The following is an 18,944-nucleotide window of genomic DNA, read 5'->3' as shown; positions in this document are numbered from 1 at the left end:
AACACATGAAAGTTTATTTTAAAAAAGCATGTGTTTTTAATTTGGTTCAATATATTGATAGTGAGATGTGGAAGCGTTTGAAGAGGGGAAGTAGATGGAGGGATGTTTTGATGAATTAAAAAAGAACATCTGAATAAAGGGTGAGTAAGGAATTATTGAGTGACATATAATTGTTCCGTTAAAGGGTCAGATTGTGGAAGATACCGAATGTTTTTATGAAGTTAGTAGAGGTTTTTTTAATCGAAATGAGAATAAATTTTATAGATGTAATCCTTTGGAAATTTTTAATCAGCTATGTATCATAATCTAATCATTAAAATGAAAATTGGAGGAGAGATGAGCATGGGGCGTTCTGTATTAAAAATGTATAACTACCACTTATGGGCAAATGAAGTTATTTTAAATCGCTTAAAAGAACTACCGCAAGACATTTTCCATAAGGAAGTTAAGAGTGGTTTTTCTTCGGTGGCAAAAGTAATGTCTCACATATACCTCACAGATTTAGCCTGGTTTGAGATTATTTCTGGTAAAAGCATGAGTGATGCAATGGTACACACAGACCAATTGAGAGAGCAGCTGGAAACAAAAAATATTGAGGAAATGAAAACTAGTTTTTATGAATTATCTAAACGATATAAAGTACTTTTAAGTAGTCAACAAGATTATGAAAAAGTGGTTGAGGTTGATAATCCATATGCTGGGCACCTAGATACGACGGTTTCTGAAACAATACTACACGTCGTCACCCACGGAGCATATCACCGTGGGAATATAGCCACAATGTTGCGGCAAATGGGTTATACCTCTGTTATGCAAGATTTTGGACTGTTTCTATATTCAAAATGAATTCTTGTTATTTACCATAGAATATGGGTTTTTATGATATTTTTTGGGGACTGCTTTTATTATTGGTTTAAGTTTAATTATGTAATATAGAATAAAGGCATTCCATATTATTTCGGAATGCCTTTATTGTTATTTTTATTTTGTTTTTTATACAGGTACCAGCCACCCCAGCCGCCACCAATTGCTACGACAACGAGGAAAGCATAGTCCTTAACCTCGACACGTATATTGAAAATATTAGCTATAAGTAAGAGAATCCCAACTGTTATTAACGCAAAAAATGCTCTAATTAAGTAGTCTTTCAACTGAACCACTCCCGTCATTTAAGTAGTAAATGATGAATTTGGAAAAGCTTTTTGGATCTATGATACTAAAGGGTGTTTCCTATATTTTAACATAGATGAGATTGTAATATATTGATAAAAGTAGGGGAGAGGGGCGCTGATATTGTCGTGATTTGTCGGCAAATTGATATCCTTTGTCAAATCGTTGATATATTGCGGGTAATGATCGATATAATGAAAAAATCGTTGATATATTGCGAGTTATGATCGATATATTTGAAAAATCGTTGATATAATTTCGTGTACCGTTAAGTGCGACCATTACATAAAAAAGCGACTCTAAACGAGCCGCTTCTGCTTTAAAGTCTATTATTGATTCAAGAACGCACGTAGCATCCAAGCGTGTTTTTCTAGTTCTGTGTAGATGCCTAGTAGTAGGTCAGATGTCATTTCATCGTCAGAGTCTTGAGCAATTTCCATGCCTTTTTTCAGTTCGACTAGCATCATTTGGTAGTCTTTCATGATTGCTTCGACCATCCCTTCTGCAGTTTCTCCGTAAGCTGCTTCTTGAATAGAAGATATTTCTAGGTATTCTTTCATTGTTGCTACTGGTTTACCACCAATTGCTAAAATACGTTCTGCAATTTCGTCGATGTGAGTAGCTGATTCTGTGTAAAGTTCTTCGAATTTCTCGTGTAATGTGAAGAATTGAGGTCCTTTTACGTACCAATGGAAGTTGTGAAGTTTTGTGAATAAAACGCTCCAGTCTGCTACTTGTTTGTTTAATACTTCGATTACTTGTTTGTTCATTATGATCAATCTCCTTTTGAGTTGTTATGTGATATCAATTACTAATTTATAATTATTATAATCTAGTAATCTCTATAAATCAACCCTTTTGCTGGAATTAATTTGAACAAATTATGAACTGTTGTAAATAAAAGGCCCTATTACGATGAAGTAATAGGGCCTTTGTTTGAGATATGGCTCTTGTTCTAAACGAGCCGCTTGTGCTTTTAGTGATATCCAGCTCCGGTGACTAGACCAGTCGGTCATTTCGCGCCTTCCTGTTCTGAGCAAGTCACCTCCGCTTTTAATTAATATCCAGCTCCAGCGGCTAGAATCTCCGGTCATTTCGCTCTCTCGCTCGAAGCAAAAAGCGCTTCAAGGTCGAGAGCTTGAAGTGTCCTGCGATTCTGAACGAGCCGCTTCCGCTTTTATTTGTTAAACAGCCTTTTGTTTTTCTTCTACATCCTGTCCATCCCAGCACTCTGTATTCTTTAAGCCAGGGATAGAGTTTGCAACGAAGACAGGATCTTTGCCTTGTTTCTTTTGCTTCAAATAGTCTACTAATGCAGCGTAAGCAAATTTGCTAAGGAATGAGATGGCAATTAAGTTTGTGAATACCATTAGTCCCATGAATAAATCAGCTAAACTCCAAACTGTTTTAAGAGCAGCGATTGATCCGAAGAATACCATTCCGACAACTGCAACACGATAAATCATTAACCATGTTTTGCTTTCTTTAATGAATGCGATATTTGTTTCACCATAATAGTAGTTTCCTAGAAGTGAACTGAAAGCGAATAGGAAAATAATAATCGCTAAGAAAGTGCTTGCCCACGGTCCAATTTGTGAACTTAATGCGTTTTGTGTTAATTCGATGCCTTCTAAATTTGATCCTTTGTAAAGTCCAGAACATAATACGATAAATGCTGTTGATGTACATACTAAGAATGTATCTACGAAAACGCCTAATGCTTGAACAAGCCCTTGTTTTACAGGGTGAGATACATCAGATGTTGCGGCTGCATTAGGAGAACTACCCATTCCTGCTTCTGTAGCGAATAAACCGCGCTGAATACCGAACTTGATTGCTGCTCCAATACCACCAGCGATAGCTTGGTCTAAACCGAATGCACCGTTAAAGATTTCCATGAAAATGCTTGGTAACATACTGAAGTTGTTAATAACGACAAAAATAGCCACGCCGATATAAACGATTGCCATTGGCGGAACAATCATTTCTGTAATACGTGAAATGCTCTTAATACCACCAAAAATAATAACTGCAACTAATAAGGCTAATAGAGCTCCTACGATCGTTCGCTCTAGTCCAAAAGCATTTTCAAACGCTATTGTTACTGTATTCGCTTGAACTGAATTGAAAATTAATCCGTACGCAACTGTAATAAGAAGTGAAAACCAGACGCCCATCCAGCGTTTGTTTAACCCTTTTTCCATGTAATATGCTGGTCCACCACGGAACCTACTTCCATCTTTTACTTTATAAATTTGCGCAAGTGTACATTCTACGAAACTAGTAGCTGCTCCGATAATCGCGATAAACCACATCCAAAATATTGCGCCAGGTCCACCCATTGAAATTGCTAATGCTACACCGGCTAAGTTCCCAATACCGATACGTGCTGCTGCACTTAAGCAAAATGCTTGGAATGGGGAGATGCTATCTTTCTTTTTTTCTTTTCGATTAAACCCTTTACTAATTAAGCTGACCATCTCACTGAAATGAGTAATTTGGACAAATTTTAATTTAAAAGAGAAGTAAAGACCGAAGCCGATTAGCATTGCAATAAGAATATATGACCATAAAATATTATTCGTTACCTCAAGGAATCTGCTAAAGATATCAACCATATAATACACTTCCTTTTTTTCGTAATAAGAAAATTATATGCAAAAAATATACGAGAATCAATTTTTCTAAAAAATTATGTTACTTAAATCATTTTTGTGTTATGATTATGTCACATCGTAATATTTTTAGAATTATTTACATTTTAAAAAACTAAATTTAAAGCGAGAAGGTGGGGATAATTTGAAAGAAGATTCTTTATGGAAAGTAAGCCTTGAGAGTTTGAAAATGAGAAGTAATATATTTTTTATCATTACATCTTTAAGTATCTTTTTAGGATCCACTTATTATTACAATAAAAGATTTCCAAATCACAAATATCCTGAGTGGTTAGAATTTCTAAAATTGATTGGATGAATAAAAGACAGAAAAACAGAAAATTAAAATAAAAAAAGTTATGGAGGAGCTAAAAATGAATATTAGAGAAAGTGAACTTCCGGGTATTGGTTATAAGTTTCAAATCGTTACGAAAGGTAACGAAAAGATGGTAATTGTCATTCATGATGATGGACGTAGAGAAATGTATCATTTTGATTCAGACCATGAAGAAAGCATCTCAAGTATTTCACTACGTGACTCAGAGGCAAGACAAATCGCAGCAATATTAGGTGGAATGGTATATAAGCCTAGGGCGTTAGAAAATGTTGAGATGGTTTTTGAAGGTTTAGCGATTGAGTGGTTCAAAGTGGAGAATACAGCTCCAGCAATCGGAAAAACAATTGGCGATCTTGAAATAAGAAAAACATATAGCGTAACGATAATCGCAGTTATGAAGAAGAACATGAAGAAGCTATTTAATCCAGGACCAGAAACAGTAATTGAAGACGGAGATATGCTTGTAGTTTCAGGTGAGAGAGAAGAAATTAAAAAAATTATTAATGAATTACTTTCAAATAGGGGGGACTGATTAGATGGATACGTTAATTTTTGAAGTTGGTACAGCTTTAGTTTTAGTGGCAATTGCAGCAGTAATTGCTGGAAAATTTAAATTCTCAGTAATTCCTTTTCTAATTGTTCTTGGAATGTTAGTAGGACCGCATGCACCGACGATAGGTGTTATCGATCTCAAATTTATTGAAAGTGCAAGTGTAATTTCCTTCCTTGGACGGATTGGGGTTCTATTCCTTCTATTCTATCTAGGATTAGAATTTTCAATGAAAAAACTAATTAAATCTGGACGCTCTATTGCGATTGGTGGAACGATTTATATTTTAATTAACTTTTCACTTGGTTTGTTATACGGATTTATAATGGGATTCCCATTACTAGAAATCTTAATTATTGCGGGTATTATTACGATTTCTTCTAGCGCTATCGTTGCTAAAGTGTTAGTGGACTTAAGAAGAACTGGTAATAATGAAACCGAATTAATTTTAGGAATTATTATGTTTGAAGATATATTCCTTGCTGTATATCTATCAGTTGTTTCTGGTTTAGTACTTGGAGATCACGCTTCCTTCTTAGGTGCCCTTACTTCAATTGGAATTGCTTTAGGATATATGCTTCTATTCTTTATAGTAGCTAGAAAGGCTACGCCGTTATTAAATAAATTGCTCAACATTAGCTCAGATGAAATCTTTATTATTGTAGTATTTGCTTCGTTATTCTTCATTGCTGGTTTTTCAGAAACAATTCACGTTGCAGAAGCAATTGGAGCACTTCTTCTAGGATTAGTTTTCTCTGAGACAGAGCATAGTGATCGAATTGAACATCTTGTTGTTCCATTTAGAGACTTTTTCGGAGCTATTTTCTTCTTCAGCTTCGGGTTAAGTATTGATCCGTTCTCATTAGGCGGAGCGATATGGTTAACGTTAGGCGCTGTCCTTCTTACGATAATCGGTAACTTTGTAGCAGGAATGATCGCAGGAAGACAAGCTGGATTATCTCATAAAGCATCAACAAATATCGGATTAACAATCGTTTCAAGAGGAGAGTTCTCCATCATTATGGCTAATATCGGTATCGCCGGTGGTTTAATGTCAGTACTGAAACCATTCTCAGCACTATACGTGCTTATACTATCCATTTTAGGCCCACTTTTGACAAAAGAGTCGAAGAATGTATATAAATTCTTAAATAAAATCTTTAAGTGGGATACGAAGACTAACTAAATTAAAAAAATCAAAGTACAAGATATTTCCTGCTTGTACTTTGATTTTTGTAATGAAAACAGTAAAGAGAGGTAAATGATGTTAGGAGAGTTGATTCATTCGGTTTTAGTTTTTTTAGAAGGACTTGGTTATTGGGGAATTATGCTTGGATTAATGCTAGAGGTTATTCCAAGTGAAATCGTATTGTCTTATGCAGGTTATTTAGTATCAACAGGAAGCATTACATTTTGGGGCGCTGTCGCGTTCGGTACAATTGGTGGTGTAATTGCACAACTATTCATTTATTGGATTGGTCGATATGGGGGAAGACCTGTTCTTGAGCGATATGGAAAATATATTTTAATTCAGAAGAAACATATTGATTATGCTGAAGATTGGTTTAATCGTTATGGAACTGGTGTTATCTTTACCGCACGTTTTATTCCGGTTGTGCGTCATGCTATTTCGATACCAGCGGGTATTGCGAAAATGTCACATGCTAAGTTTATTACGCTAACTACATTAGCTGTTATTCCGTGGTCAATTGTGTTTGTATATTTAGGTTTTAAATTAGGAACAGAGTGGGAAAGTATTAATAAAGTTGCGGGGCCATATGTGAAATACTTTGCACTTGCTGCTATTGTTTGTGCAATTGGTTATTTTGTATTAAAAAAAATGATGAAAAAAAAGTGATTACAGAAAAGGAATCTATGTCGACGTAGATTCTTTTTTATTGGCATTTTTTCAAGGATGAAAGAATACGTTTAATATTTACCATATTGTGGCATACATATAGAAAAAGGGTGCTTGGAAAGGGGAATAAAGAGAAATGGAACTCCAGTTTCAAAATGTATATCAACAGGTAGAGAATTGGTATGTGTTGGATTCGGAGCTTCCTTGGGATGTCAAAAAGTTGAGAGAGGATTTGTTTTCTCTTATTGAAGTATGTAAAACGCCCGTTATTTTTTGTGATACGTGTGATGCAAACGATGTGCTTCTATCATTAGGAGAAGAGGAAGAAGAGTTCCTATTCCCAGTAGGTGGTTTTTATCATAAAGAAAAGCAATTAATTTTCGTTTGTATATGGGAAGAGTATGAGCAAGTTCTCAAAACGCTACTGCATGAATTCCGCCATGCGATGCAGCATAAGAGAGATATATTGTATGTGGGAAGTGAACGGTACGAAGAGCGGTGGATTGAAAAAGATGCGAGGAAGTTCGCGGAGAGGAAATTGGATGAATATAAGAGTAGAAGGTTAATGTAAAGCATAGTGGAGAAATAGCGCTGTGCTTTCTTTGTACTTATTAAAAATAAGTATTTGACTTTTATAAAGTTTAGTTCTAAACTAATGATATGAAACGAGCGAGGTGATGAAATGAAAACAGAAGATAGACTAGGGTTACTATTATGGTTTCGTTTATCACGTTTTTATAATAAGAGTATTCGTGAGACGAATCAGCATTTGAAAAAATGGAATGTATCTGCCGCCCAGTTTGATGTGTTAGCTCAAGTTGGAGGACATAATCGTTTAACGCAGCAAGAACTTGGAAATAAGCTATTTGTTACGAAAGGAAATGTAACGCAGCTTTTAAATAAAATGGAGCAGCTTGAGTGGATTTCGCGTGAACAAGAGGGTACTACGAAATATATTTCTTTAACAGAAAAGGGAAGAGCTTTATATGAGGAAATCGTCCCACCTCAAGAAACGTTCCAAGCAGAGAAGTTTCATAATTTAAATATAGAGGAACAAAAGCAATTATTAACACTACTAAAAAAGTTACAGTAAGAAAAAATTTTAAAATAAATCTCGAATTCGAGATAGTATGAGGTGAAGGATATGTTTAGAAAAGTTGATCATAAAAATATGGGCAGAGCAAATCATGGCTGGTTAAATACACATTTTCATTTTTCTTTTGCTAATTACTATAACCCAAATAACATGAACTTCGGAGCGTTACGTGTTATTAATGATGATCTAGTAGCGGCACAAACTGGTTTTGATATGCATCCGCACCGTGATATGGAGATTATTTCTTACGTTGTAGATGGTGCTTTAACACATGAAGACAGCATGGGAAATCGCGGAACGATTGAGCGTGGACATGTTCAATATATGAGTGCTGGCACGGGTGTATTTCATAGCGAGCATAATTTAGGCGATGAAACGCTGCGTTTATTACAAATTTGGATTTTACCAGACCGTGCGGATCATAAACCAAACTATGGTGAGTTTAAATTTGATTGGAGCAAGCGCGAAAATGAATGGTTCCATATGGTATCTTCAGTAGAAGGAAATGCACCAATTCAAATTCACCAAGATGCGAATTTATACTCCTTATCATTAGAGGCTGGAAAAGAAATTCATTTTCCAGTGAAAGAAGGCCGTCAATTGTACCTTGTACAAATTGAAGGAAGCAGTGTAATCAATGGTGAAAATCTTGTTATGCGTGATGCAGCAGAAGCGGTAGAAGAAGATATTCACATTCAAGCGAAAGAGCAATCACACTATTTAGCAATTGAATTGAAAAAACAATAAAATGCGTAAAAAAAAAGAGGACATCCGATAGGATGTCCTCTTTTTTTGATTGGAATTGTCTGAAAAATGTTTCTCAAATTTTGGGTAGAGGTATCAGCTGTAAAAATCAGAATTGTATAAAAGTGTCAAAAATCTTTATGGGAATGGGGAATGTTATAGTGAAAAAGCAAGTCATTTCATCAGCATTAGCGTTAACTGTTATCGCCGGGGGATTTGGAGCGTTTGGGGCAACGACAACGAAAGCGGAAGAACAAAAAATTCAATATCATCAAGAATTTAAAACACCTGCATACATAGGTGAAGAATGGAAAGCACCGGAAGGGCTAGATAAAAAAGAGACGGTCTTTCAATACTTAGAGAGTAAGAAAGATATGTTTAAATTAGCAGGAAATATTGAAAAGCATTTTAATATCGTTGGGGAAGAAAAAGACGCTGAATCTGATACGACACATGTGAAGCTAGTTGAGAAACATAATAACATTCCTGTGTACGGTTCTGATCAAACTGTTACACTTGATAAAGAGAATAATGTAAAAGCATTCTTCGGACAAGTTATTCCGAATTTAGATGATAAAAATATTCCTGCAGCTGCAAGCATTACTGCGGAACAAGCAGAAACAATTGCAAAGGCAGATATTGAGAAAGAAATTGGTAAAGTAAAGAGTTATGACGGTGTGAAAAAAGATTTATTTGTATATGAAAAGGACGGTAATTACTACCTTGCATACTTAGTTAAGGCATCGATTTCAAAACCAGCTCCAGGATATTGGCATTATTTTGTTGATGCAACGAATGGAAATGTTATTGAGAAATATAACGCTGTAGATAACATTACTGGATTTGGTTACGGAGTATTAGGTGCTAGACAATCATTTGAAATTGCTCAAGATACGAAAACAGGACAATTCAACTTATTTGATGGTAAACGAGGACAAGGTGTTCATACATTTGATGCAGAAAATATGGACGAGAACTGGTTTAATTTATTCTCACAATGGCTTGGATATACAGGAGAAGAAGTTGAAAGTAAATCTAAGTTCTTCGAAGATAAAGCTGCAGTTGATGCGCATGTAAATGCAGGAAAAGTATATGATTACTACAAAAAGACATTTAATCGTAACTCTTTCGATGATAAAGGTGCGAAGCTTATTTCTACTGTTCACGTAGGTACAGCCTGGAATAACGCAGCTTGGAATGGTGTGCAAATGATGTATGGTGATGGCGATGGAAAAACATTCATTCCATTATCTGCTGGACTTGATGTTATCGGTCACGAATTAACGCATGCTGTAACTGAACATACAGCAAACCTTGTTTACAAAAATGAGTCAGGGGCGTTAAATGAATCGTTATCTGACATTATGGGTGTTATGGTTGAGAAGAAGAGCTGGGATTTAGGTGCTGACATTTATACACCTGATAAACCAGGCGATGCACTTCGTTCACTAAAAGATCCAGCATCTATTCCAAACCCATTAAAACCAAGTGAAGGTTACCCAGATCACTATAGTAAACGTTATACTGGAACAGCTGATAATGGCGGCGTTCATATTAACAGTAGTATTAATAATAAAGCTGCTTATTTAGTATCTGAAGGCGGAGATCATTACGGCGTGAAAGTAACTGGAGTGGGCCGTGAAGCGACAGAAAAAATTTACTACCGTGCGCTTACGAAATATTTAACTGCAAACTCTGACTTCAAAATGATGCGTCAAGCTGCACTTCAGTCAGCTGAAGATTTATATGGTAAAAACTCTAAAGCTGTACAAGCTGTAACGAAAGCTTATGATGCAGTAGGCGTAAAATAATAAGAGAAAAAAACCTGACTAGAGTGTCAGGTTTTTTTTCTTTATCCCGCTAGTCGCGAATGCCTAATGCGATTTTCGCCATACGTGACATACGTTCTTTCGACCACGGTGGATTCCAAACGACATTTACTTCTATTTCATTAACTTCAGGTACGTTCGTTGATAATACTTTTTTAACGTCTGATACGATTTGCCCAGCCATTGGACAACCGATAGAAGTCATAGTCATCGTAATGACAGCATTATTATTTTCATCTGCTGTAACATCATACACTAATCCAAGATTAACGATATCAACACCTAGTTCAGGGTCAATAACAGCTTCTAAATTGGCAAATAATTTATTTTCAAATGCTTCTTGTGACATAAGCAGCCCCTCCTACATTTTAATGATATCGATTCTCATTATAACGGAAATAAGCATAATGTGCAGGAAATGAGCTCAAAAAAATATCCCTCTTTAAAAGAGGGATATTTTTTTGAAAATCTATTCTGTTTTAAAATGAGATACGAGTTGATCTAACTCTTCAACTGTTTGTTTCATTTTTCCAGCAGTTACTGCCATTTCATTCATAACGATAACTTTTTTTTCAGCAGATTGTGCCGTTGCGGCAGTTTCGCTGGATACTTCAGTCGAGATAGAAGCGATGTTATTAAGTGAAGCGTTCATTTCTTCAGCACTTGCAGCCATCTCTTCAGCAGTTGCTGATATATCTTGCATTTGAGTAGATACTTTATTTACTTGTTCTACAATTGTTGAGAAAGAAGTACCAGCTTCACGAATAACATTAATGCCTTCAAATGCTTCAGAACGGCCTTGAGACATCATAGAGCTAGCAGTTTCTGTATCATTTTGAATTTGATGTAGTAATTGATTAATGTCTGTTGCAGCTGTTTTAGATTGTTCAGCAAGTTTTCGAACTTCGTCAGCTACGACAGCAAATCCTTTTCCTTGCTCGCCAGCACGAGCTGCCTCAATAGAAGCATTTAAAGCAAGTAAGTTTGTTTGCTCAGCAATATTAGAAATAGATTGTACAGCAGTATCAATATATTTCGTATGAGTGATTAGACGTTCAACCACTTCTGACGTAGCATTTACAGCTTCGTGTATCGTTGTCATTTGTGAAACAGATTTTTGGATAACGGTACTTCCATCGCTAGCATGTTCAGATGTGGCAACAGCAAGTTCCGCTACAGATGAAGCAGATTCAGCAATACGCTGAACACTTACTGCCATATCGTCCATTGCAGTTGAACTTTCTTCCATACTAGAAGTTTGTGATTGAATACTTGCATTTAAGTTAGACATCGAGCTTTGGACTCTTACTGTCGCCTCACGTGATGTATTCGTTTTTTCTAGCATATTTTCAGAAGCAGTTTGTACTTCCACTGATGTTTTTTGAACACGATTAATGATATGTTGTAGGTTTTCTAACATTTTATTAAATGATGTTGCGATAGCACCGATTTCATCGTTGCTATTTACTTGTAGACGTGCCGTTAAGTCACCTTCTTGAGAGGCTAATTCTTTTAGCTTCGTGTCAATTTGTTGAATTGGTTTCACAAGTTTACCAGAGAACCACCATGCAAGAATAATTGCAGCGACAATACAAATAACAAGTGATAAGAAAATAACATATTCGATTAAGAGTGCAGATTGGTCAATTTTTTCAATAGATTGTTCACGTAATTTAGCTTGTTCATTACTGTAATTTGTGAAGTCACCAATTACTTTATAGACAGTTCCGTTCTCTGAAGAAGCTACTTGTAAAGCTTCTTCCCATTTTTGTTCTTTTGCAAGAGTGAATACTTTTTCTTCAACGAACTTTCTCCAAGTAGACCCTAATTCCATTGTGCTTTTTACGGACGAAGAAGCATTTGGATTAGAAAGAAGTTTATCTTTTGAATCCTCAAGACGTTTACTCATCTCATTAAACTTGTCTAATTCGACTTGATCATGTTGTAGTAAATAACCTCTTAAAGCAGAGAGCTGTACTTGATAAGCGTCTCCACGTTCTTTCAATTCTGTTGCCAGTGGAGAAATTTCTTTTTGTAATGTTTCAGCTTTACGAGATTGGTCGATAGCAAAAAATAAAATAAATGCTAAGGCGATACCAAATAAAGCGCAAATCGTTCCCATCATGAACATAAGTTTTTTTCTGATACTTACAAAATTCATATGATAAAAAGCCTCCTTTGTGAAATCTTAGTATTAGAATTAATTAATGTAAAAAATTGAAAGAAAGCTTTACTCCAGTTGGAATAAAGCTTTCTTATTTCCTTTAGGAATTATAGCAGACGGAATGAGAGATAGAAAGAGATATTTTAAAGTGAAAAAAGAGAGACTGTAAAACTTTCTTTCTTATACCTTTGAGCTTGTGTCATTTTCACTTTAAGCGTTTGTTTTGAAATGAGAAACGAGAACTTCAAGTTCTTGTACGATTGTTTTCATTTCAGATGATTTGTTAGCCACGATACTCATTTTGTTTACTTGAACACCAGCCGAATGTGCTGTTTGTGATGTTTCTGCAGCAACTTCGTTTGAAATAGAAGCGATATTATTTAAAGCTGCGTTCATTTCTTCAGAGCTTGCAGCCATCTCTTCAGCAGTTGCAGACATTTCTTGCATTTGCGTAGAGACTTTGTTAATGTGGTTAACAATTTCTGAGAATGAAGATCCGGCGGTACGAATAACCGTAATTCCTTCAGAAGCCTCTGCTTGACCTTGTGTCATCATGTCATTTGCTATTTTTGTATCAGCTTGAATTTGATGCAGTAAATGGTTAATGTCAGTTGCGGCTATTTGAGATTGTTCAGCAAGTTTTCTAACTTCATCGGCAACAACAGCGAATCCTTTGCCGTGTTCACCAGCACGAGCTGCTTCAATAGAAGCATTTAAAGCGAGTAAATTTGTTTGCTCGGCGATATTCGAAATAGATTGAAGTGCAGTATCGATATGATTTGTATGTGTAATGAGTCGCTCAACTACTTGTGATGTAGCGTTAACGGCTTCGTTAATTGTATGCATTTGTGTAATAGATTTCTCAATGACTTTATTCCCATTATCTGCTTTTTCTGAAGTTGTGACAGCTAAACTAGTAACAGAAGACGCGGACTCAGCGATACGCTGAACACTCGTTGCCATGTCATCCATTGCGGTTGAACTTTCTTCAATGCTAGAAACTTGTGAACGAATATTGTGTTCAAGAGCATTCATAGTTTCTTGGGTCCTTGCGGTATTTTCCATAGAAGCGGTTGTTTCGATAAATACATTTTCGGAAGCTTCTTTTACACTTGTTGATGTTTGTTGAACTTGTTTTATTATATGCTGTAAGTTAGTGAGCATTTGATTAAAGGAATTTGCAATGTCACCAATTTCATCTTTACTCGTTACGTGTAATCTAGCCGTTAAATCTCCATCTTGAGAAGCTAATTCTTTTAACTTCTCATCAATTTGTCGAATTGGTTTAACGAGTTTACCAGAGAACCACCATGCTAATAAAATAGACGTTAATGTACATGTAATGAGTGAGAAGAAAATAATATATTGAATAAGTGATGAAGAAGACTCGACATCAGCAATTAATGCGTCACGTTTCTCATTTTCTTCATTTGTATATTTATTAAAACGACCTAAAAGATCATTTACATAATCTGTTTGTGCTAAAGCAATTCTAGATGCTTCGTCCCATTTTCCTTCACGCGCAAGAGGGAGTACCTCATTATCTATGACGCTACGCCATTTTCCTCCCATTAAAATGGCTTCTTTCATTCCTTCTGGGAGCTTTTTGTCACTTGTTACTTTCTCTCTAGTATCAGCTAATTTTTTCCCTTCTCGGTTGAACTTATCTAATCCTTTTTGATCATGTGATAGCAAATATTCTTGTAAACCAGCAACTTGTCCTTGGAACCAATCGCCACGTTCTTTTAAAATCGTCGCTCTTTTCGATACATCATTTTTTAACGTTTCGATTTCACTTGCTTGATTCATGGCGAATGAAAGAATAACAATAAGAGCAATGCTAAATAAAGAAGAAATGCTTAAGAGTGTGAACAGTAGTTTTTTTCGAATACTAACATATTTCATCGTTACCCCTACCCTCATTTAAACTGTTTATTATGATTTATAGATATTTAGAACGAAATTAATAAAAACATTATTATGAAGTTATTAATCTGTTCAATAAAAATTATAGCAGATAATGGAAGGAGTCAGATTGGTATTAGAAAAAGTTCTTAAAATGTATACATTTGCATATCATAAAATTCATAAATAAATATTAGAAATGCTATTGAAATTTGAAATGACATCATGTATACTTCTAATTAGTTGATAACGATTATCAGTATCAACTAAAAACATTACTCTTCGTTATGTTGGTCATACCCCTTTTTGACGACGTAAGTCAGAGACGAAATGTTGAAATATCTTGTGTCCTATTCTACAGAATTATGGTAATCTCCAACCTCAACTTATATGCGTGAGCATGCAAAAAGGATCCTATCCGTGAAGGGATCCTTTTTTGCATGCTGTCGCAATTATTGTATATAGACCAGGGATACGTTCTTCGATTCCTTCTGGTGCAGTAGAAGGGAAGACCCATCTTTGATGAGATCCATGTTCTTCAACTAGTTTTTCAATTTTAAAACGTTCTTCCGCAAGTGTTGTAATGATTTCTCCTAGCGTCCAGCGACGGATGGTTGTTTTAGGTAGCGATTCTTTCTGTGCTTCTGTAAGAAGGATGCTATAAGCAACATCATCTTCAATTAATTCTTCATCGAAATAATTTCCATTGGCCTGAAATGATGGGTGGTCGACTCCTAATAATTTCGTGTAAACAGGATGATAGTCACGAAGGATAAGCATTCCATCTTGCTTAAGTAAAGTAGCAATTTTTTGAAAGAGTGGTTTTAAATCTAGAAAGTAATGGAGTACACCAAGCTCCAGTAATACGATATCAAATGATTTTGAGAGATTTACATTTAGTACATCAGAAACGATGTAATGAATAGAAACGCCTGCGGCATATGCAAGTTCATTTGCATATTTTGCATTACTCGCTGAAATATCAACAACTGTTACATCAGAGCCTAAAAGGGCGAGAGCAACAGCTTTATTTCCTTTTGAGCCGAGTAAATTAATAATACATTTTCCTTTTGGAGATTGTATGTAAGGTAAATAATGTGCTACTTCGCGTGTGGGATCTTCCATGATTTTTTTCGCATAATCCTCCGGTGCCCCATGGCGATTCGTCCAAGCTTCATAAGCAGCTGTATTCCAGCTTTTTTCATTTATAGTGCTTAGTTGTTTTTGGTTCAATGTTATCACTCCTTTTGTGAACGTATAGGTATTCGGCGGGAGGATGGGATTTCCTTTTCGTTCTGGACAAAAGTTTGATTTTTCTGTGATTAAGTCGTAAAATACTTGTTATACGTAAAAGCGTTGAAAAGGAAAAGTAGGATGAACACATTCTTTCCAGAGAGCTTCGGTAGCTGAGAAGAAGCAAGAATATTCATTTGAACAATGGCCTTTGAGCTTCGTCCTGAACTTATCAAATGATAATAGTAGGCGGCGACGAGAGTTGGTACTCGTTATCAAAACCACAGTATAAGAGCATAGAGCTCCGTACTTGTTAAGGCTAATTATGTGAGTGATTGGCGAAATAAGGTGGTACCGCGACTGTTTATACAGCTCCGCCCTTATCTTTTTTAAGATAGGGGCGGGGCTTTTTATATTTTAAAGGAGGAATATAAGATGAGTATTTTTATTGGAGGCGCTTGGCCGTATGCAAATGGTTCGTTACACCTTGGCCATATTGCGAGTTTATTACCTGGAGATATTTTAGCGCGTTATTACAGGGCAAAAGGTGAGAATGTGCTGTATGTTTCAGGGAGTGACTGCAATGGAACACCGATTGCAATTAGAGCAAAACAAGAAGGTGTGACAGCAAAAGAAATTGCTAATAAGTATCATGAAGAATTTCAGCGATGTTTTCGTGATCTCGGTTTTACGTATGATTGCTATACACGTACCGATAGCGAGCATCATCATGAAACTGTTCAAAAAGTTTTTTTACGTTTATTAGAAGAAGGCTATATTTATAAAAAAACAGTGGAACAAGCGTATTGTGAAACGTGTACGCAGTTTTTACCGGATCGTTATGTAGAAGGAATATGTCCATATTGCCATGAAGCAGCAAGAGGAGATCAATGCGATGCTTGTTCTGCTATTTTAGATCCTCTTGATTTGTTAGAAAAGAAATGTAAGTTATGTGGTAGTACGCCATCTGTAGAGGAAACAGAGCATTTCTATTTTGCATTGCATACATTTCAGGAGCAAATTAAAAAAGTTGTAGAAATCGCAAAAGAAAAAGGAACATGGCGTGATAATGCAATTCAATTAACGGAAAGATACGTAAAGGAAGGGTTACAAGATAGGGCTGTATCAAGAGATTTACCAATCGGGGTATCAATTCCAGTGAAAGGGTATGAAGATAAAAAAATTTACGTATGGATTGAAGCAGTGGCAGGATATTATTCAGCGAGTAAACATTGGGCTGAAGAAACAGGAAAAGATGATCAAGAGTTTTGGAATAGCGATGCGCAAACATATTATGTACACGGCAAGGATAATATTCCATTTCACTCCGTCATTTGGCCAGCGGTATTACTTGGAATAGGGGAAGAAGCAATCCCGCGTCATATCGTTTCGAATGAATATTTAACAGTTGAAAAAAGAAAATTATCTACAAGTAAAAACTGGGCAGTATGGGTACCTGACATATTAGAACGCTATGATCCAGATTCTATCCGTTACTTCTTAACAGTAAATGCACCAGAAAATCGTGACACTGATTTTTCATGGCGTGAATTTATTTACAGTCATAATAGTGAATTGTTAGGAGCATATGGAAACTTCGTGAACCGCACATTAAAGTTTATTGAAAAATATTATGATGGCACTGTACCAAAGGGGACTATTGATATAGAGCTGAAAGATAAAGTAGAAGGATTATATAAAAATGTAGGAGAGGCGATTGAGCAAACTAAATTTAAGGTGGCGTTAGAGACAATATTTGATGCAGTACGTTTTGCAAATAAATATTTTGATGAAAAGCAGCCTTGGAAACAAAGAGAAGATGATCCAGTTTCGTGTGAAGAAACGATTTATAACTGTGTGTATCTTATCGCTAATTTTGCAAATCTCCTTGAACCGTTTTTACCATTTTCAAGTGAAAGAGTTAGAAGCACATTGTCGATTATTAAACGAAATTGGGAACCGCAAAATACGTTGCCAAGTAGAATTGATAGCGTGCAGCCACTATTTGAGCGAATCGATGTAAAACAAATTGAGCATGAGGTAGGGAAGCTATATGGAGCGGTAAAGTGAAATATAGAAAAAGACCTTTCAAGTAAATGAAAGGTCTTTTGTTATGCAGTATGATTCTCTTTCTTATCTTTCAAAAAGAAAAGTACGGCAAGGATTACAAGAATAATAGCTGCGATATCATACGTTATTTTAAATGTAGTATTAAAGTTTAAGTATTCTACGAAAGGAGTTTTCACTGCTCCTGCATATATACAAACGGGAATGAGAAGTAAATCGTGAAATTTCTTTTCTTTCATATATCTTATTAGGAAGAAGATACACATAATAGCAAAAAATACGATGCTTAAAATAGTCATTTATACCTCCAGATAAATTTACTTATTTTAATTGCAGTTATATCTTTTATATAAATTCTGTATTTTTTCAAGCGCTATGCACGCGATTGTGTTTCCTTTCTTTCCTAGCTGTAAGCAGCTGAGGAGTGAAAATCCCAACCAATATAAAAATAATACCAATCCACTGCATGAATGTTACGACTTCATGTACAAGTGTAATAGAAGCGATAATAGCAGTTGGTAATTCAGCTGCACCTAGTATTGTACCAAGTCCGGTTCCTACTTTCGGTACGCCAATTGAAAAACAAATGACAGGTACAACAACGCCGAATAATCCGAGGAAGAAAGCATATTTCCATAGACCGGCTTGGAGGGCACCATCTGTTAAAAAGGTTGGTGGGAAGAATAGACATACGATAAGAGTCGCACTTGTTGTCATGAGAAAGCTTTTCGTATAAGGGGGAACATCTGTAGCAACGCGTCCGCTTGCAAAAACATAGAATGAAAAAGAGACTGCAGCTAATAGTCCAAAGATAATCCCTTTCGTAGAAAAACTTTGTCCGAGGCCTTCAAATACACCACCTGCAAACAATGTACCAGCAAATAAAATAAGGATAGATATGATCTTATCGCGGCTTGGAAAGGTTCGATTTGCAATCGCTTCGATAATGACACCAATCCAAGTGAACTGAAAGAGTAGGACGACAGCGATAGATGCGGGTAGTTCTTCTACAGAAATAGCGTAGAAAATCCCAGTCATACTCATTGTTGTTCCGACGGTTAGTAATGAAAAGAATTGTTTTTTTGTTACCTTATGACGTGAAAAGAAAAGAACGAGTAGAAATAGTCCAATCCATCCGAAGACATATTGTCCCCCTAATAGTTGATGTGTTGAAAATCCATTTATGAATCCGAGTTTGAAAATAGTTGAAAGTATGCCGTAGCTGCAAGCACCGAATAAAACGAGCAATGAATATTTAAACTTATCCATAAAAAATCCTCCTTTTAAGTAATAAAAAACGCCCGCTATCCAAATAAGGATAACGGGCGAACGAAACA

18 protein-coding genes and 1 other annotated feature are annotated in these 18,944 nt (G+C 35.8%); of the genes, 9 read left to right on the top strand and 9 right to left on the bottom strand.

Going from position 1 to position 18,944, the window contains the following annotated elements:
* The first annotated feature begins 342 nt into the window (after positions 1–342).
* Positions 343–846: a DinB family protein gene (locus H6481_RS14070; protein WP_016079796.1), complete on the top strand. Its 504-nt coding sequence runs from the start codon at positions 343–345 to the stop codon at positions 844–846.
* 107 nt (positions 847–953) lie between these two features.
* Here H6481_RS14070 and H6481_RS14065 read toward each other — a convergent pair whose 3' ends face one another.
* From H6481_RS14065 to H6481_RS14055, 3 genes are all read right to left on the bottom strand, one after another.
* Complete coding sequence (locus H6481_RS14065) at positions 954–1,151, bottom strand: hypothetical protein (protein ID WP_000656311.1); 198 nt, start codon at positions 1,149–1,151, stop codon at positions 954–956.
* Positions 1,152–1,499: 348 nt separating this feature from the next.
* Positions 1,500–1,940: a Dps family protein gene (locus H6481_RS14060; protein WP_001041891.1), complete on the bottom strand. Its 441-nt coding sequence runs from the start codon at positions 1,938–1,940 to the stop codon at positions 1,500–1,502.
* Between the two features lie 414 nt (positions 1,941–2,354).
* Positions 2,355–3,788, bottom strand: a complete 1,434-nt coding sequence (locus tag H6481_RS14055) for an alanine/glycine:cation symporter family protein (protein ID WP_000227591.1) — start codon at positions 3,786–3,788, stop codon at positions 2,355–2,357.
* 410 nt (positions 3,789–4,198) lie between these two features.
* On the opposite strand from H6481_RS14055, the gene H6481_RS14050 reads away from it, so the two are divergent.
* The 7 genes from H6481_RS14050 to H6481_RS14020 all read left to right on the top strand — a co-directional run bounded on the left by H6481_RS14050 (position 4,199) and on the right by H6481_RS14020 (position 10,220).
* The gene (locus tag H6481_RS14050; RefSeq protein ID WP_021036196.1) at positions 4,199–4,693 is read left to right on the top strand and encodes a cation:proton antiporter regulatory subunit; all 495 of its coding nucleotides are present in this window, start codon (positions 4,199–4,201) and stop codon (positions 4,691–4,693) included.
* A gap of 4 nt (positions 4,694–4,697) precedes the next feature.
* Positions 4,698–5,897: a cation:proton antiporter gene (locus H6481_RS14045; RefSeq protein ID WP_000380223.1), complete on the top strand. Its 1,200-nt coding sequence runs from the start codon at positions 4,698–4,700 to the stop codon at positions 5,895–5,897.
* 78 nt (positions 5,898–5,975) lie between these two features.
* On the top strand, positions 5,976–6,569 hold the full coding sequence (locus H6481_RS14040) for a DedA family protein (RefSeq protein WP_000900214.1): 594 nt from the start codon (positions 5,976–5,978) through the stop codon (positions 6,567–6,569).
* Between the two features lie 136 nt (positions 6,570–6,705).
* Positions 6,706–7,140 (top strand): DUF3920 family protein, encoded by a 435-nt coding sequence (locus H6481_RS14035; RefSeq protein WP_063548975.1) that lies wholly within the window; start codon positions 6,706–6,708, stop codon positions 7,138–7,140.
* Positions 7,141–7,251: 111 nt separating this feature from the next.
* Positions 7,252–7,662, top strand: coding sequence for a MarR family transcriptional regulator (locus tag H6481_RS14030; protein ID WP_063548973.1), 411 nt, complete (start codon positions 7,252–7,254; stop codon positions 7,660–7,662).
* Positions 7,663–7,713: 51 nt separating this feature from the next.
* Positions 7,714–8,412 carry a pirin family protein gene (locus H6481_RS14025; protein WP_017657013.1) on the top strand — a complete coding sequence of 233 codons (699 nt, stop codon included), beginning with the start codon at positions 7,714–7,716 and terminating at the stop codon, positions 8,410–8,412.
* Positions 8,413–8,570: 158 nt separating this feature from the next.
* A complete protein-coding gene (locus H6481_RS14020) occupies positions 8,571–10,220 on the top strand; it encodes a M4 family metallopeptidase (protein ID WP_033685825.1) in 1,650 nt (549 codons plus the stop codon).
* A gap of 49 nt (positions 10,221–10,269) precedes the next feature.
* Here the strand turns inward: H6481_RS14020 and H6481_RS14015 are convergent, their stop codons facing one another.
* From H6481_RS14015 to H6481_RS14000, 4 genes are all read right to left on the bottom strand, one after another.
* Positions 10,270–10,587 carry a metal-sulfur cluster assembly factor gene (locus tag H6481_RS14015; RefSeq protein WP_000076418.1) on the bottom strand — a complete coding sequence of 106 codons (318 nt, stop codon included), beginning with the start codon at positions 10,585–10,587 and terminating at the stop codon, positions 10,270–10,272.
* Between the two features lie 120 nt (positions 10,588–10,707).
* A complete protein-coding gene (locus H6481_RS14010; RefSeq protein ID WP_001012193.1) occupies positions 10,708–12,399 on the bottom strand; it encodes a methyl-accepting chemotaxis protein in 1,692 nt (563 codons plus the stop codon).
* 213 nt (positions 12,400–12,612) lie between these two features.
* Positions 12,613–14,307, bottom strand: a complete 1,695-nt coding sequence (locus H6481_RS14005) for a methyl-accepting chemotaxis protein (protein ID WP_071731077.1) — start codon at positions 14,305–14,307, stop codon at positions 12,613–12,615.
* 414 nt (positions 14,308–14,721) lie between these two features.
* Positions 14,722–15,540 (bottom strand): class I SAM-dependent methyltransferase, encoded by an 819-nt coding sequence (locus tag H6481_RS14000; protein ID WP_182812060.1) that lies wholly within the window; start codon positions 15,538–15,540, stop codon positions 14,722–14,724.
* A gap of 114 nt (positions 15,541–15,654) precedes the next feature.
* Positions 15,655–15,925: a binding site (T-box leader), on the top strand.
* Positions 15,926–15,975: 50 nt separating this feature from the next.
* Between H6481_RS14000 and metG the strand changes: the two genes are divergently transcribed.
* A complete protein-coding gene (gene metG / locus H6481_RS13995; RefSeq protein WP_000021585.1) occupies positions 15,976–17,610 on the top strand; it encodes a methionine--tRNA ligase in 1,635 nt (544 codons plus the stop codon).
* Between the two features lie 41 nt (positions 17,611–17,651).
* Here the strand turns inward: metG and H6481_RS13990 are convergent, their stop codons facing one another.
* Complete coding sequence (locus H6481_RS13990; protein ID WP_000154128.1) at positions 17,652–17,906, bottom strand: hypothetical protein; 255 nt, start codon at positions 17,904–17,906, stop codon at positions 17,652–17,654.
* A 67-nt stretch (positions 17,907–17,973) separates the two neighbouring features.
* Positions 17,974–18,876 carry a DMT family transporter gene (locus H6481_RS13985; protein ID WP_182812057.1) on the bottom strand — a complete coding sequence of 301 codons (903 nt, stop codon included), beginning with the start codon at positions 18,874–18,876 and terminating at the stop codon, positions 17,974–17,976.
* Positions 18,877–18,944 lie beyond the last annotated feature (68 nt).

Source organism: Bacillus sp. ME78, from assembly GCF_903970865.1.
Classification (GTDB): Bacteria; Bacillota; Bacilli; order Bacillales; family Bacillaceae_G; genus Bacillus_A; species Bacillus_A cereus.
Note: the sequence above shows the minus strand (reverse complement) of the source record. Positions and strands in the feature narration are given on the sequence as shown.